Consider the following 16,069-nt stretch of genomic DNA (forward strand, 5'->3'; position numbering starts at 1 on the left):
GATTTTTGCCTAATGGCGTAATTTACTGTACTTATATCGTACATAACTTACAACTTGTTTTACTCCCTTTACTTTTCTTGCAATTGATATTACAGCTTTTAATTCCGCTTTATTTTGGGCTATACCCATCAAATAAACAACTCTATCAACCGTATTAACGCTATAATTAATTGATTTAATATTTCTTTTCCCTAGAAGTCTTGTTCTTATTTCCGCTGTTATCATGCCATCTACAGTAGTGTCTAGCATGGAAGACATTTGAATTGGTATTACTCTTATTTCATTTATCACTTCTTTAATTTCTTTTTGCTGCCAAGCTATTTTTTCTGCTGTAAGTTGTTTTTCAGGAGTGTCAACACTTCCAATGAGCAATACTCTTCCTTCACTTACTTTAACTTTTATGGATGAAAATAGCCCATGTTTTAAGAGCCCCTTATTAATTCTGATGACCATAGTCGTATCATCAATGATATTTCCCAAGGATTTGTCCTGCATTGTTATTGCTGTTGCTGTCGCTGTAGCCACCACACCACCTATTATAAGGGTTGTGCAACCACTTTGTGTAATCAAAAAAATTGCAAGTAAGAAGCTTGTTATTAATCTCATTATTGATTTTCAGGATTTAGAGCTTTCATTAAGAAATGTTAATAAGCTTTTTTGATTGTGTAAATACTATAAATTAAGTAAGACTTTAAACCTTGAATATTTTTAATGGAATACCTATAATAGGGTACTGAAAATTTCTTGCGGATATGGCGGAATTGGTAGACGTGCCAGGTTTAGGTCCTGGTGAGCTTGCTCGTGGGGGTTCAAGTCCCTCTATCCGCACTTTAAAGTCATGTAACTTAGGTTTTAAGGGAAAATTTATAATCACTGAATACACTTTTGTTTGTATAAAAACCTGTTCTTAAGGATTGTGTTTAACTTAAATTCTGGTAAAATGACTCTATTAAGATATGAATTAAAATGTTAATAAATGAATTATGATGTCTAATAATATACCTCAAAATACAGTCGAAGTAAGTAGCGTATATACCTACAAAGAGCTTAGTATAGATAAACTAAAGTATGAGTATGAAATCACAGTTGGTAGTGATTATATAAAACAAAAGGTAAATTCCAGGTTGCAAGAGATAGCAGAAAATGCAAAATCACCTGGGTTTAGGGCTGGAAAGATGCCCTATGACCTTGTTGTTGCAAATTATAAAAACGAAGCTTTGGAATATGTGATAAATAATACAATTGATTATTGCTCAAGTGATTTGATGAAAAAAATTGAAGTCAAGTCTCACATTTATCCTAAGGTTGATGTTATATCATTACCAGATCTGGGCAAAGAAAATGAGGAGGGCAATTTTGTATACAAGCTATCTTTTGAGTCGATGCCTGAAGTACCGATGATAGATCTTGACAAAATAAACTTAAAGAAAATTGAAGCAAAGATTGAAGAGGAAGATATAAAAGAATTTATTGATTCTATTAAAACAAAGTTCCCCAATTTCGCCTCTGTTGATGATGCTTCTTATCAAGCGAAAGATGGGGATAAATTGATAATTGATTTTGAAGGGCGGATTAGGAATAAGCTCTTTCAGGGTGGAAGTAGCAAAAATTTTGCCGTTAATTTAGGGTCTGGCACATTTATTAATGGTTTTGAAGATCAATTAACTGGTATGAAAAAGGGAGAAACAAAGGACTTTAAGTTGCAATTTCCTGAAAATTACCAAGCCATTTCCCTTGCAGGACAGGAAGCTGATTTTTCTGTGCGAGTTAATGAGATTCAAATTGCCAAAGATTTTGAAAATGATGATGAAATAGCTAGGAGTATTGGTTTTAAAGATTATTCTTTGCTAATAAGTCATGCAAAAAAAATGATTGGTGATCAGTGCACCGAAATGAGAAATCTCTTAATTAAAAAGGAGCTATTTGATTATTTGGATGCTAATTATAGTTTTGATTTACCCACAGACATAGTAAAACAGGAGCAACAAAGAATGGAAGGAGAACTGGGTGCTCAAAATGATTCTTGTAAAGAAGCTGAAAAACGTGTAAAGCTTGCTATGTTATTTATGAAATTTAGTGCAGAAAATAAAATATCATTAACTCAAAATGATGTTTTGAATGTTATTGTAAATCAATATGTCAGTAAGGGTGTACCGTTTGACAGAGTACTTAAGCATTTTGAATCAAATAAACAATTTCAAGAATTAGTTAGAGGGCAAGCGCTTGAGTATAAAGTGACAGATTATATAATAGAAAAAGTTAGTAAAGAAGAGCAGATTATTTCTGTGAAAGAATTAAAGGAATTGTTTGGTAATATTTAATAGGAAAAGGTATGACTCTTATACCAATTGTAGTTGAACAAACTAGTCGCGGTGAGCGCGCTTATGACATATATTCAAGACTAGTGAAAGAAAGAATAATTTTCGTAACAGGTCCTATTGAGGACAACATGGCCAGTGTAATAGTAGCACAGCTTTTATTTTTAGAATCGGAAAATCCCGATAAAGACATTTGTATGTACATCAACTCACCAGGTGGTGTTGTAACTGCTGGTTTGTCGATCTACGATACAATGCAGTATATAAACCCAGACGTTTCAACTTTATGTATAGGTCAAGCTGCGTCTATGGGTTCCTTATTGCTTGCATCTGGTACAAAAGGTAAGCGCTACTCTCTACCTCATTCAAGAATTATGATACATCAGCCATCTGGTGGTTATCATGGTCAAGCAACTGATATAGAAATACATGCTAATGAAATTTTGCGAGTTAAGAAAAAACTAAATCAAATTTATGAAAAACATACTGGAAATTCACTGAAGAAAATTGAAGGAATGATGGAAAGAGATAAATTCATGGATCCTGAAGAAGCAAGGAAAATTGGCTTAATTGACAGGGTGATAGCTGAGCGTACAGATATTGAAATTGAAAATATTAAAGTTAAACAAAAGGTGGGTTAATGGATAACAATAATGATTTACACTACTGTTCTTTTTGCAACAAGGCGCAAGATGAAGTAGATAAATTGATTACTAGCTCCTCGGATGGTTTAAAGGTGTTTATTTGTAATGAGTGCATAGAATTATCCCATAAAGCAATAAGTCAAAAGAAAGATAGATCTTTTAATTCAGATCGTATATCTGATATGAAGCTATTACTAAAGAAACCTGAGGATATAAAAAATTTTCTCAGCAAGCATGTTGTAGGTCAAGAACACGCGCAACACGTTTTATCTGTAGCTATGTATAACCATTGTCAATCCATGGTACAATTTCATGCTATAAGTGATATTGAAATCGAGAAGTCAAATATAATGCTTATTGGTCCCACTGGTTCTGGTAAGACTTTGCTAGCCAAAACACTTGCTAAAGTTTCAGATGTGCCATTTGCTATGGCTGATGCGACAACTTTAACTGAGGCAGGTTATGTGGGTGATGATGTAGAAAGCGTGTTGTCGCGTTTATTACAAGCTGCAAATTATGACGTTGCAAAAGCACAGCGTGGTATAGTGTTTATAGATGAAATAGACAAGATTACAAGAAAATCTGAAAGCACTTCAATAACCCGTGACGTTTCAGGTGAAGGGGTCCAGCAAGCTCTGCTTAAGATTATGGAGGGTACAGTTGCTTATGTTCCGCCACAAGGAGGGCGAAAACACCCACAACAAGAGTTTATACAAGTGGATACTAGTAACATACTATTTATTTGTGGAGGAGCTTTTGAAGGCCTCGATAAGATTATTGAAGCGAGAAAAAAGGGAACGTCAGTTGGCTTTGGAGCAGATATAAGTCAGTCTAAAGAGCAAAAGAAAAAGAATGCTTTACATGATGTTCAACCTGAAGATTTAATCAAATTCGGTTTAATACCCGAATTTGTAGGGCGGGTTCCAATAACTGCTGTTTTAGATGAGTTGGATCATGAAGATTTAATACATGTGTTGACAGAGCCAAGGAATGCACTAATAAAACAGTACAAAGCATTGCTTGCGTTTAGCAAAGTAAACCTTGAGTTTTCAGATGAAGCAATATCAGCTATTGCTAAAAAGGCTATAAGCTATAAAACAGGTGCAAGAATGTTACGTGCTATCTTGGAGTCACTTTTGCTTGACGTTATGTATACAGCTGGAAACGGAGATTTTGAAGGTAGCACTATAGTAATCACTAAGAAAATGGTAGAATTAGGAAAAGCAACGGTTAATCATAATAATAATGGCAATGTTATAACGGTTAATGATTAATTTGAGGCATATATTATGAACATTGAACGTGCTGTGAGCTCTAGTTTTACTGCATTGCCAGTATTACCTTTAAGAGATGTAGTAATTTTTCCAAATATAATGGTGCCTTTATTCATAGGCAGAGAAAAATCTGTTAATGCACTAGAATATGCAACAAGTAGTAGTAGTCACCAAAATGAGATTTTTCTTGTAGCACAGAAAGATGGCTCTGTTGATAATCCAGAGCCTGAAGATCTTTATGAAGTAGGTGTGTTAGCAAACATTATACAACCATTAATAAAATTGCCTGACAATGCAGTAAAAGTTATAATCCGGGGGATAAGAAGGGGAAGAGTTGTAGAATATATTAGCTCTCATACTTTATTACAAGCCAGGGTAGAGTTAGACAATCATTATAAAGAAGATGAAGACAATATTGATTTAGAAGCTTTAAGGCGATCTGTTATAGACGCGTTCGATAGCTGGTGTAAGCTAAACAAGAAAAATCAGCCTGAAGTTGCCATTAACCCCATTGATCAAATCAAAGAAGTTGATCAACTTGTAGACACGGTAGCTTCACATTTAAATATAAAAGTATCGGATAAACAAAGCATACTTGAGGCTTATGACCCAAAAGAGCGTTTAAAAAAAGCTTTTGCTTTTATTGAGGGAGAAATAAGTATTTTGAACGCACAAAACCGTTTATATAAGACAATTAAATCGCAAGTTGAAAGCACTCAGAAAGTTTACTACCTTAACGAGCAATTGAAAGCTATACAGAAAGAATTAGACGAATTTGAGAATGGTGATGAAGGGAATATACTCAATGAATTTGAAAAAAAGATAAATGAAACAAAGCTTTCTCAGGAAGCAAGAGAGAAAGCTATAACTGATTTGAAGAGATACAAGAAAATGAATCCCATTTCTCCTGAAGCTACAGTTATATCTAGTTACTTGCATTGGTTACTTGATTTGCCGTGGGGAAAGTACAAAGATGCAAAAATTAACTTAAATGCAGCTAAGAAAATCTTAGATGAAAATCATTATGGCATAGAGAAAGTAAAAGATAGGATAATAGAATTTTTAGCAGTATTAAAAAGAGTAAAAGAGATAAAAGGTCCTATACTTTGCTTGGTTGGACCGCCAGGTGTTGGTAAAACTTCTTTAGCTAAGTCTATGGCAGGAGCAGTAGGAAGAGATTTTGTTCGCATAGCTCTTGGTGGTGTGCGTGATGAGTCCGAGATACGAGGGCATAGGAAAACTTATATTGGCTCAATGCCTGGTAAAATTATTCAACATATGAAAAAAGCTAATTCATGCAACCCGCTTTTTCTGCTTGATGAAATAGATAAGATGGGTTCTGATTCGCGTGGCGATCCTGCATCTGCATTACTTGAGGTTTTAGATACTGAGCACAATAAACACTTTACGGATCATTACTTGGAAGTTGAGTTTGATCTTTCAAGTGTAATGTTTGTAACTACGGCAAACAGCTTAAATTTGCCACATCCTTTGCGTGATAGGATGGAAATTATACAATTGTCCGGGTGTACTGAAGATGAAAAAATCAGTATTGCTACACACCACCTTATTCCGAAGTTAAAGAAGGAGCATGGTTTGTATCAGAAGGAATGGGACATAACTAATGAGGCGTTATACAAGTTGATACGTTTATATACACGTGAAAGTGGTGTGCGGAGTATGGAAAGGGAGCTTGCAAAGCTCATGAGAAAGGCAGTTAAAGAAATATTGACTGATAAAAATAAGAAAATATCCGTAGGGGTTGACAATTTACAAGATTATTTAGGGGTACGTAAATATACCTTTGGTATTGCAGAAAATGAGAGTTTAGTGGGAGTAGTAACTGGGCTTGCCTATACTGAAACAGGTGGTGATATTTTGATGATAGAATCAGTCCTAATTCCGGGCAAGGGAGAAATAAAATACACAGGAAAGCTTGGAGAGGTTATGCAAGAATCTATAAAAGCTGCGTATAGTTATATTCGATCAAATTGTTTGTTTTTTGGTATAAAGCCCGAAAAATTCCAAAATAATGATATACATTTGCATGTACCTGAGGGTGCTGTACCAAAAGATGGCCCTTCTGCTGGCGGCGCGGTATGTACGTCTATTGTTTCTCTTATGACAAATATACCAGTTAACAAAAATGTTGCTATGACAGGCGAAGTGACATTGCGTGGTAGAGTTTTAGCTATTGGGGGCTTAAGAGAAAAATTGCTTGCAGCGCTCAGAGGATCAATCAAAACTGTGATTATACCAAGTGAAAATGAGAAAGATATGCAAGAGATTCCGGCAAGCATCAAAGAGGGGATCAACGTAGTTTTTGCTAAGAATATTGATGAAGTTATGAAAGTTGCTTTAATGCACCCTACTACTCCAATTGATGATAATCAAAATAGTGTGTCTTCCTCTATAGAAAATAAAGATGATACTTTTCCTATGTTGGAAACATTGAAGCATTAGATTAAGAAGATATTATACAGTCTCCATTTCTCTTTTGTCCGGTAAAAACCCACTAACTTGTGCATTCCATAAGGATATGACCTGCTTTGCTGTGATATTATTCATCAATGCCAATTAATTTGAAAAATTTATAGCGCTTTATATTATAATACTTTATCAATCAAAAATAAAAAGAGAAAATGACCGTGCTCAACATACAAAATAATGCTCCACTCTGTAGAAAATGGATATTCTTAGCAGTATGTGCCCTTGCTTGCTCTGGATTGCTGTCAATAATTGTTATTTTTTTACGATTGCCTTTTATCTCCTCTCTCGTTCCTTCTGCACAATATATCTTTGATAATGCGCTGGTGATACACGTGAACTTGTCAATTTTGGTGTGGATGTGCTCTATAATATCTCTGCTCTTTATTATAAACCTACAAAATACCAATAGTTGGTTTAACTTTTCATGGGTTCTATCAACCCTTTCGATGCTGCTCATGTTTATATCCGCATTCGTTCCAAACACTGAAGTTATCAAAAGTAACTATATTCCCGTGTTACAAAACAAATTATTCTTATTTGGTCTTGGTTTGTTTACCACCAGTATATTAGTAAATGCAATGCTAGCATACACATCAAAAAAAGAGGTTTCATTTCTCTCTGTGGGGCAAGTTGGGCTGGTTATTACACTTGTTTCGTCATTTCTTTGCTTTGTTTTAACATATCAAAATATGCCTCCAGGTCTATATCACTCAGATAAGAATTTGTTTTACGAATATCTCTTTTGGGGAGGCGGACATTTATTGCAGTTTGCTTTTACTCAAGGAATGTTTTTAGTCTATTTAATAATGTTAAGCGATGCTAGTTTAGCTTCAAGCAATAAAATTACTATTTTACCACTATTTATAAACACAATTTTGGCTATGGGTGCATCGTTTATATATTTTGTTTATCCAATTGATAGCGCCAAGTTAATACAGTTTTTTACTTGGCATATGAGAATTGCTGGAGCAGTTTTGCCGTGCTTTTTGATAATATTAGTGTGCTGCAACATCAGGACTTTTACTAATGATAAAAGCAACTATTTATTACATTCATTTTTATTGTTCATTTATGGAGATGTGCTTGGAGTGCTGACTATTGAAGGAAATGTCACCATTCCCGCTCATTATCATGGTTCTGTAGTTGGGATCACTATAGCTTTTATGAATTTCATTTATTGGCTGTTACCTAAATTAAACTTTAAAGAGGTAAAAAGTTCCATGGTAAGATTACAGATTTATGCGTACAGTGTGGGGCATTTTCTCCATATTACTGGACTTGTATGGCTTGGTGGATATGGTGCCTTAAGAAAAGTTGCAGATCTGCCAAGTATTTCATCAATGTTGGCACGTGCTTGTTTTATTGCGGGTGGAGCTATATCAGTCATTGGTGGAATGTTGTTCGTAATAATTGTGCTTTTACATCTGTTAAAAGGCAAAGCGCGTACCAACTAACCCATAGAAACGAAAAAACTTACTTGACAAACTCCGCCAGGCCCCTTATTGTAGTAGTAAGGGTATTTATGACTCATTGTTTTTGACCTGCAGGCTCAATGACAAAATTCAGTAAAAAACTCAGGGTATTTATTGGCGGATTACATAAAATTATAGCGGCTGCATGTCTTTTTTATTTTTTCTACATTCAGCCAAATCGCGCTTATTTTAAGCGTTAGCACATTATTACAGCGCCACTTACAGTAATATAGAGTCAAAACTCGCACCACGGGAGTTCTTTGCCTTTTTTTTCTGCCTGGTAAATTTCTTAATGTTTGTAGCTAAAGCAATTTAAGAGACCGAAAATGGTGTCATTCCAGCGCGTGACGCTGGAATCTAGTCTTTATTATGCAGCCACTTATTTAAAGTTAAGTTTTCTGGATCCAAGTAGTCAAGCTACTCGGATGACACCCTCTTGGATGGAAACCAGTGTCAGCTACTTTCATGACACTATGACAACCGTCATCCCGCTGCTTGTTAGCGGGATCTATGCTAAGAGATACCGCGAATGAATCGCGGTATGACGATCTGCGGCAGTATGACGGTTCGCGGCGGTATGACGTAGGATTGCTGTCATCCCGCTGCTTGTTAGCGGGATGGCTTTGTTGCATCGCTACTTATGAAAGGCTAACTATAGCTAGGATTATAAGCAACCTATTGAAAATCTTGTTTTTTTGCAATCAATCTGATCAAATTTAAGAATAGTAATTTATTATTTATATTAATAAACTTAATTCTATTGAAAATAGCTAAAGCATTGAAATTCTTGAATTTTAGCCGGATTAGTGAGTGGTAGTGAAATTTCTTTTACTCAAATTTAGGTATTCACTGACCGTTCTTGTTATAAATACCAGAATAATAAGCTACTGATATTCTCCATCTTTTTTATCTTTAATCCATCATAGCTAGCGATGCAACAAAGCCTAGCGGGATCTATGTGAGATACTGCGGCAGTGTGACGGTTCGCGGCGGAATGACGATAACCTCGTCATCCTGCTACGTGTTAGCGCCATGGCGGTATGACGTCTTAGCTATAGTTAACAATAGAAGCAAAACTCATCCTTTTGAAAGAGGAGGAGATTTTTCTGGATCCTCAGCGGGGATTGATTTTGGATCTGATAATTCTGTATTTACCTTGATTGGCTCTAATGGAGTTTTCTGCTCTTCCGGTTTATCGTCTGGAATTGGAACAGGCCAATCCATAATGTTTTGCGGTATAACTTCTGCTTCTTTAGCTTCTTTTTGACCTGTTGAAGATGGTGTATCAACTCCTGCATTTTTAGTAACTTCTTGTTTTAGTTGTTTATTTTCTTCTTGTAATTGCTTTAAATTTTTCTTTAACTCGTCAATCTCTCTTATTTTTTGTTTTAATTGTTCAGATATAGTTAGTTTGTCTCTAGTCAATTTTTTGTTTTCTTGTCTTAACCCACTAGCTATTCTGCTTGAGTTGTTGTTTACAGCTTGTGTACCTTGGTCTTGCTGCTGCATGCTTGTTCCTCTACTTTCATATTCAACTTCAGTTTGAGTTGCCTGACCTTTTTCCTGCTGTAATATGTTCTGCAGTTGCTCTAGACTCTCTTTGACAGATGCCAGCTCTTCCTGTGTACACGTTAACATCCCTTCCTTTTCCTTAAGCTGTTGTTTAAGCTTATCTATTTCTGATTGTTGCTTTCTGAACGATGTTGAATCTGTACTTTTTGCTCTTAATTGTCTAAATAAATTTTCCTTTTCTTCTGCCAATTTTTCTATTTGCTCAGTCAGCTTATCTTTATTATCGATAAATTCAATCTCAGCTTGTTTTAGTTTACGGGTTAAATTTTCAATATACTCACTATCTTCGTTTTTTACTTCCGAATACTTTGCCCTTAAATCTTGAAGCTTTCCTTCTAATTTCTGGCTCTCTCTTACTATCTGCTGTATCTTTTCATCCTTCTGCTTAATTTCTTTTCTCAAACTCTCTATTTTCTCATTTTTCTCCACTTCTTCTATCTCATCTGCAAGAGACTTTTTACCTATACCAGATTGCTGAATTGCCATTTCTAAATCTTCTTTTTCTTTGTACAGTTGATTTAATTCCTTAACTAACTCTTGATTCTTTAATTGCTCTTTACTCATAAGCGACTCAATTAAAGTACCTTGTTCCTTTATTCCTTGATTTTTTTCAGATATAACTTGCCGTTGTTCATTAACTTCATCTCTCAAGAAGTCACGTTCTAATCTTAGATCCTCAAGCTGCTTTGCCTGCGCTGCAAAATATTTAGCAAATGTTTCTTTTTCTTTCTCTAATTCCTCAATTTCGTCTACTTCACCTTTTGCTCCTTCTTGTTCATGCTCTTCTTCATCACTAGACATATCATCCTCAAATATTTCATCTTCATCACTAAATTTACTAACACTAGAGAAAGAACTTCTACGTGAAGAAGGTGTGCTAGGAGAGGAATACCCACTGCTGCTTGGTGTAGGTGACTGTGGTGATATATGTGGATCTTTTGTAAATATTTCCTCTGCTGGTACTTGCTGATCGTCTACACTCCTGGACATGTCAGTAAAAGCTTGATGCAGAGTTTTTCCATTGATAAAAACTTCTTTATTCTGCTCAACTAATTTTAATATTTTATCTTTTGTTTTCTCTGGTGTGAACTTTAAATCACCAAACTTTGGCTCACCAATGACACTTTGTATACCACTAGAATCCAATTTTACGATCATGCTACAGTCTATGCTGTTGCCTTCAGAATCTTTAGCCTGCCAGTTAATGGTCATTTCACATGAGCTTGAACCAGTAAAATCATAGTGCCTTTCGCTGCCTTTTTTGGTCGCAGTTATTTGACTATCTTTCTCTAAAGATATGTTATAAACCTTACCTTCTCTGCTGGCTCTTAAAATATTGCTAATTTCTATTGGTTTTTCTTCATTTTCAAATCTAATTTTGAAGTCGTTATCTTTTGTTGAATACGCTAAGAAATTTTGACCAGGCAGAGACGACTTAAGTTCTTTATGCATTGTGTTTATTGATTGCTCAAATTTTTGGAACTCCTTTTCCCACTTTAAATTTATCTGTCCTGTAATGTCCTCATCTTTGCGTAAAGGACCAATAAAGTACCAGATTAAATTTTCTTCCTCCAGTCTTTTAATAAAATCCTGAAGATCGTTGCAAGATTCAATGACACTTAGAATATCATTTTTCTTCTGTTCATCTACATTTAGACTTTGATTCTCAGCTATAAATACATTTTCGTTTTCCTGTGGCATAATTTTGCATCTTTAAAAAGTATACTATAATATTAACAGATTTTTTTAAAAGTCAACTAATCGTTGAGTAAATAAACTTGAGCACTTGTCCACTATGCTATATAGTGGTTACTCCTTAAGCAGTGCAGTATGGACAATAGCATTATAAGAAAATACGATATTAGAGGTGTAGTAGGCAAAGATTTGCAGATTAATGATGGGTACGAGATAGGTAGAAAGTTTGGCCAAACCGTAGCTAGTGTTTGTGTCGGCTACGACAGCAGAATAGATTCACCAGGTATAGAAAGAGAATTAATTAGGGGCTTAACTTTATCTGGAGCAAATGTTATACGTGTTGGACTATGCTCGTCACCTATGCTCTACGCTGCAACGCAAATCACGCAGGCGGATCTTGGTATCATAATAACTGCCTCTCATAACCCCAGCGAATATAATGGCTTTAAATTTTTTAGTAATAAAAAAGTCTTCTCAGATCAAGAGATAAAGGAAATTATAAGCAGTCCAATTAAAAACAGTACAAGAATTGGAAGCTTAATTAACATAAATATATATGGTGAGTACATTCGCATATTAAAAGGTGCAGTGAAGAATAATACTACACAGAAATTAAAAATAGCCTGGGATTGTGGAAATAGTCCAGCAAGTGGAATTATAAGGTGTATTGAAAAGATCTTGCCTGGTCATACGCATATCGTAACCAATAACTCTATAGATGGGGCATTTCCACTGCATGATCCAGATCCCATAGAGGAAAAAAATCTCGCTCAATTAATTGACATTGTGAAGGAATATGGATGTGATCTTGGCATTGCGCTAGATGGCGATAGCGATAGGGTGCGCTTAATTGATAATAAAGGCAACGTTGTTTCCAATGACCATTTATTTATAATTTTTGCACGTGAAGTGCTGGAGGAATATCCAGAAAGCAAAGTTATTGCCAACGTAAAAATGAGTATGAAGGTGCATGATTTTGTTAGTAAGTTAGGAGGGCAAGTTATTACCTGCGCTACTGGACATTCACTAGTTAAGAAGAAGATGGTAGAGGAAGAGGCAAAGTTTGCTGGTGAGTTAAGCGGGCACTTCTTCTTTTCTGAGCTAGGTTTTGATGATGGGCTATATTCTGCTGTTAAAGCAGTTGACATTTTGCTTAAGAAAAACCAAAGCCTATCTCAGGTGATTGAGGATTTACCGAAGTTATATATCACTCATGAAGTAAAGATTGTAGTTAAAGATGAGAAAAAATTTCAAATCATTGAATCAATAAAGAAAACACTAGAGCAGCAAAATATTGTATTTTCAGATCTTGACGGTGTTAAGGTAAATGATAACGATAATAAAGGTTGGTGGCTCCTTAGAGCATCAAATACACAAAACTGCATTACAGCAAGATGCGAAGGAGATACCTTAGAAGGTTTTGAACTTACTAAAAAGGTTTTGTTCCATTACATTGATGAAGCAAGGTCTTTAAATTGTAGCTGCTCATAGAGAAATTAACCCTATCTCTTAAATAGAGCCACTTAGGGTGGTTGCTCCTGAAACCCGATTTCGAAGGGCCTTCCTTCATCTTCAATAAAACAAACATTACTTTGTTTGTTACTGCAGCACACCATTATTCTTAGGGTTGAAAAACTTGGAAAGAGCCATAAAAAAATTTTTAAATATATCTTTATATTATATATTCTTATTGATAATAATTTGTCATCTTTTTTGTTAACTTTACTGATGTTGCCAGAAGGAACGTTGTTGCCAAATTTTGTAAAATTTATTATCCTAAGGTTTCAAGTCCTCACAGGTTTATTGGAACTATATGTACAATGTGTTTATCAGTGAAAATCCGGAGAAAATGATGGGGGAAAAGTTAATACATTACTTTAGCCAGGGTAAATGCGAAGGCAATGCAGAAATGAAAAATCTGCTGGGAGGAAAGGGAGCAAATTTAGCAGAAATGTGCAATGTTGGCATTCCTGTTCCACCTGGTTTCACAATTTCCACCTCTGTTTGTCAGGCCTACTGTCAGGATAATGAATTGTCTAACGACCTACGTAACGAGGTTAAAAACTACATGGCGATGCTCGAAAATGACATCGGTTGTAAATTAGGGGATTTAAATAACCCCTTATTAGTTTCAATACGCTCTGGTAGTGTTAGTTCAATGCCGGGCATGCTTGATACTATTTTAAATGTTGGTTTAAATGATGAAACAGTTATTGGGCTTGCAAAAAAAAGTGGAGAACGTTTTGCCTATGATAGCTACTGCCGTTTCATCATGATGTACTCCAATGTTGTACTACAGCTTGACCATCACCTATTTCAAGATGTTGTTGATAATAAGCAGCAAAAGAGTGGAGCAAAAAGCTTAGCTGATCTTGATGTTGATGTTTTAAAGAGAATTGTTAACAATTTCAAAAGGATAGTACATGAAAAAACAGGAAAACATTTTCCGCAGAACGTTGAAGAGCAATTGTTAAACTCAGTTAATGCAGTATTTACCTCTTGGAAAAATGATAGGGCTGTTTCCTATAGAAGAATACATAACATTCCTGAAAACCTTGGAACAGCGGTCAACGTGCAAGCAATGGTTTTCGGTAATTTAAATGATAATTCTGCAACTGGTGTGATATTTACACGAAATCCTTCAACTGGAGAAAAAAAGCTTTTTGGTGAGTTTTTGGTTAATGCTCAGGGTGAGGATGTGGTTTCTGGTGTTTATACTCCTATGCCAATTGACGGAGAGCAAGAAAACACCATGGAGAAGTTGCTGCCAAGTGTCTACCTGGAATTATGCGCGGTATGTGAAAAACTTGAAAGGCATTATAAAGACATGCAGGATATCGAATTTACTGTGCAGGACGGTAAGTTATGGATTTTGCAGACTAGGTCTGGCAAGCGCACGGCTGAAGCTGCTATTCGCATAATAGTTGATATGGTAAACGAAGGAACGATTACAAAAGAAGAAGGAATATTGAGAATTGATCCAAAAACTTTTGACAATTTATTGCATCCAGTTCTTGACGTTAAGAGTGACCAAAAAGTAATAGGGAAGGGACTGCCGGCTTCTCCAGGGGTTGCTTCTGGATATGTAGTGTTTAGTGCAAGTGATGCTGAAAAAGCTGCAGAGCAGGGTAAAAAAGTGATTTTAGTAAGGTCAGAAACGAGTCCTGAAGATATTAATGGAATGAATGCTGCAAGTGGCATAGTAACAGCACGGGGAGGGATGACCTCGCATGCTGCTGTTGTAACCCGTGGAATGGGTAAGCCATGCATTTGCAGTGTAAGTGGACTTTATATCGATAAAGATGGAACTTTCTTTTCTGTGGGGGATACAAAAGTAAATAAAGGTGAACCAATTACCATCAACGGAGGAACAGGGGAGGTTATGCTTGGCATTCTTCCTACAATTTCACCTGAATTATCGCAAGAATTCAAAACGATAATCAACTGGATAGATGAAATCAAAACGGTCAAAGTGAGAGCGAACGCTGATACTCCAAAAGATGCAAAAATTGCAAAAGGATTCGGTGCGGAAGGTATAGGCTTATGTCGCACAGAACATATGTTTTTCGCTAGTGATAGAATCGAATTCATTCAAAAGTTGATAATAGCTGACGATGAAAATGAAAGGGCAAATGCGCTCATTAAACTGGAAGAAATGCAAAAGTCTGATTTCAAAGAAATATTTTCTATTATGGAGGGTAGGGAAGTCACTATACGGTTGCTTGATCCACCCTTACATGAATTTTTACCCAATAATCAGTCTACTATAGAAAAAATCGCCAAATCACTTAGTAAGTCAGTTGAATCAGTAAAAAATAAAATAGCACAGTTGTCAGAAAAGAACCCAATGCTTGGCCATCGAGGTTGTAGACTTGCCATTTCTCATCCTGAAATATATAGCATGCAGATTAGGGCAATACTTAGTGCTGCAAATGAGCTAAAAAAGGAAAAAAGTGTAGAAATCAAGCCTGAGATCATGATCCCTTTTATAATGAATGAGAAAGAATTTATTCTGATATGCGAGCTAGCAAAGAAAGAATCCTCTGTCATCTCAGCTGGAATCCAGACGCAGATTCCAGCGTCACGCGCTGGAATGACATCAGACAAGGCTTATTCAATTGGGACGATGATAGAACTACCAAGAGCAGCACTGATTGCTGATAAGTTAGCAAAACATGCAGAGTTTTTTAGTTTTGGCACTAATGATTTAACGCAAACAACCATGGGACTTTCAAGAGATGATTCAGTTAATTTCCTCGATTCTTATAAGGAAAGCAATATATTTGACAATGATCCATTTGAAGTGCTGGACATCGAAGGGGTAGGGGAGTTAATCAAGATAGCCATTGAAAGAGGCAAAAAAACCCGAAAAGAAATAAAACTAGGTATATGTGGAGAGCATGGAGCAGATCCAAAATCTATAGAGTTTCTCATCGAATCAGGGGTGGATTATGTTTCATGCTCACCCTATAGAGTACCGGTTGCAAAGTTAGTGGCAGCACAGTTTAGTGTAAAATCTAAGTTTGTTGGGTAAGTGAGAAATATAGCAATAATATAACCACTGGTGACTTTCCTCACTTAGACAACTGTGTCAAGCACTGGCT

The 16,069-nt window shown here is 35.8% G+C and carries 11 protein-coding genes and 1 tRNA gene; 10 read left to right on the top strand and 2 right to left on the bottom strand.

All coding sequences use genetic code 11. The features are described 5' to 3' along the window. Positions 1–9: 9 nt before the first annotated feature. Complete coding sequence (locus OOK92_RS02675; RefSeq protein ID WP_264736152.1) at positions 10–606, bottom strand: BON domain-containing protein; 597 nt, start codon at positions 604–606, stop codon at positions 10–12. Between the two features lie 140 nt (positions 607–746). Here OOK92_RS02675 and OOK92_RS02680 point away from each other — a divergent pair. The 8 genes from OOK92_RS02680 to OOK92_RS02715 all read left to right on the top strand — a co-directional run bounded on the left by OOK92_RS02680 (position 747) and on the right by OOK92_RS02715 (position 8,918). Next, positions 747–828: transfer RNA gene (locus OOK92_RS02680), tRNA-Leu, on the top strand. A gap of 158 nt (positions 829–986) precedes the next feature. Beyond that, a complete protein-coding gene (tig, locus tag OOK92_RS02685) occupies positions 987–2,321 on the top strand; it encodes a trigger factor (protein WP_264736366.1) in 1,335 nt (444 codons plus the stop codon). An 11-nt stretch (positions 2,322–2,332) separates the two neighbouring features. Further along, positions 2,333–2,959 (top strand): ATP-dependent Clp endopeptidase proteolytic subunit ClpP, encoded by a 627-nt coding sequence (gene clpP, locus OOK92_RS02690; RefSeq protein ID WP_164225183.1) that lies wholly within the window; start codon positions 2,333–2,335, stop codon positions 2,957–2,959. Next, positions 2,959–4,236, top strand: a complete 1,278-nt coding sequence (clpX, locus tag OOK92_RS02695) for an ATP-dependent Clp protease ATP-binding subunit ClpX (protein WP_264736153.1) — start codon at positions 2,959–2,961, stop codon at positions 4,234–4,236. The genes clpP and clpX overlap by 1 nt, the downstream gene beginning before the upstream one ends. A 15-nt stretch (positions 4,237–4,251) precedes the next feature. Continuing rightward, complete coding sequence (lon, locus tag OOK92_RS02700; protein WP_264736154.1) at positions 4,252–6,699, top strand: endopeptidase La; 2,448 nt, start codon at positions 4,252–4,254, stop codon at positions 6,697–6,699. A 185-nt stretch (positions 6,700–6,884) separates the two neighbouring features. Continuing rightward, complete coding sequence (locus OOK92_RS02705) at positions 6,885–8,180, top strand: cbb3-type cytochrome c oxidase subunit I (RefSeq protein WP_319803915.1); 1,296 nt, start codon at positions 6,885–6,887, stop codon at positions 8,178–8,180. A 362-nt stretch (positions 8,181–8,542) separates the two neighbouring features. Continuing rightward, entirely contained in the window at positions 8,543–8,731 is a 189-nt protein-coding gene (locus tag OOK92_RS02710) for a hypothetical protein (protein WP_264736156.1), read from the top strand. Beyond that, positions 8,709–8,918, top strand: coding sequence for a hypothetical protein (locus OOK92_RS02715; RefSeq protein ID WP_264736157.1), 210 nt, complete (start codon positions 8,709–8,711; stop codon positions 8,916–8,918). The genes OOK92_RS02710 and OOK92_RS02715 overlap by 23 nt, the downstream gene beginning before the upstream one ends. A 357-nt stretch (positions 8,919–9,275) precedes the next feature. Here OOK92_RS02715 and OOK92_RS02720 read toward each other — a convergent pair whose 3' ends face one another. Further along, complete coding sequence (locus OOK92_RS02720; RefSeq protein WP_264736158.1) at positions 9,276–11,471, bottom strand: coiled-coil domain-containing protein; 2,196 nt, start codon at positions 11,469–11,471, stop codon at positions 9,276–9,278. 129 nt (positions 11,472–11,600) lie between these two features. On the opposite strand from OOK92_RS02720, the gene OOK92_RS02725 reads away from it, so the two are divergent. Next, positions 11,601–12,956, top strand: a complete 1,356-nt coding sequence (locus OOK92_RS02725) for a phosphomannomutase/phosphoglucomutase (RefSeq protein WP_264736159.1) — start codon at positions 11,601–11,603, stop codon at positions 12,954–12,956. Positions 12,957–13,317: 361 nt separating this feature from the next. Continuing rightward, on the top strand, positions 13,318–15,999 hold the full coding sequence (gene ppdK / locus OOK92_RS02730; protein WP_264736367.1) for a pyruvate, phosphate dikinase: 2,682 nt from the start codon (positions 13,318–13,320) through the stop codon (positions 15,997–15,999). Positions 16,000–16,069: the final 70 nt, after the last annotated feature.

It is taken from the genome of Wolbachia endosymbiont (group A) of Rhinocyllus conicus (assembly GCF_947250775.1).
GTDB lineage: Bacteria > Pseudomonadota > Alphaproteobacteria > Rickettsiales > Anaplasmataceae > Wolbachia.

Coding starts and splice junctions, on each gene's coding strand:
- OOK92_RS02675 (WP_264736152.1), bottom strand. CDS start 606: ATGAGATTAATAACAAGCTTCTTACTTGCAATTTTTTTGATTACACAA.
- tig (WP_264736366.1), top strand. CDS start 987: ATGTCTAATAATATACCTCAAAATACAGTCGAAGTAAGTAGCGTATAT.
- clpP (WP_164225183.1), top strand. CDS start 2,333: ATGACTCTTATACCAATTGTAGTTGAACAAACTAGTCGCGGTGAGCGC.
- clpX (WP_264736153.1), top strand. CDS start 2,959: ATGGATAACAATAATGATTTACACTACTGTTCTTTTTGCAACAAGGCG.
- lon (WP_264736154.1), top strand. CDS start 4,252: ATGAACATTGAACGTGCTGTGAGCTCTAGTTTTACTGCATTGCCAGTA.
- OOK92_RS02715 (WP_264736157.1), top strand. CDS start 8,709: ATGCTAAGAGATACCGCGAATGAATCGCGGTATGACGATCTGCGGCAG.
- OOK92_RS02720 (WP_264736158.1), bottom strand. CDS start 11,471: ATGCCACAGGAAAACGAAAATGTATTTATAGCTGAGAATCAAAGTCTA.
- OOK92_RS02725 (WP_264736159.1), top strand. CDS start 11,601: ATGGACAATAGCATTATAAGAAAATACGATATTAGAGGTGTAGTAGGC.
- ppdK (WP_264736367.1), top strand. CDS start 13,318: ATGGGGGAAAAGTTAATACATTACTTTAGCCAGGGTAAATGCGAAGGC.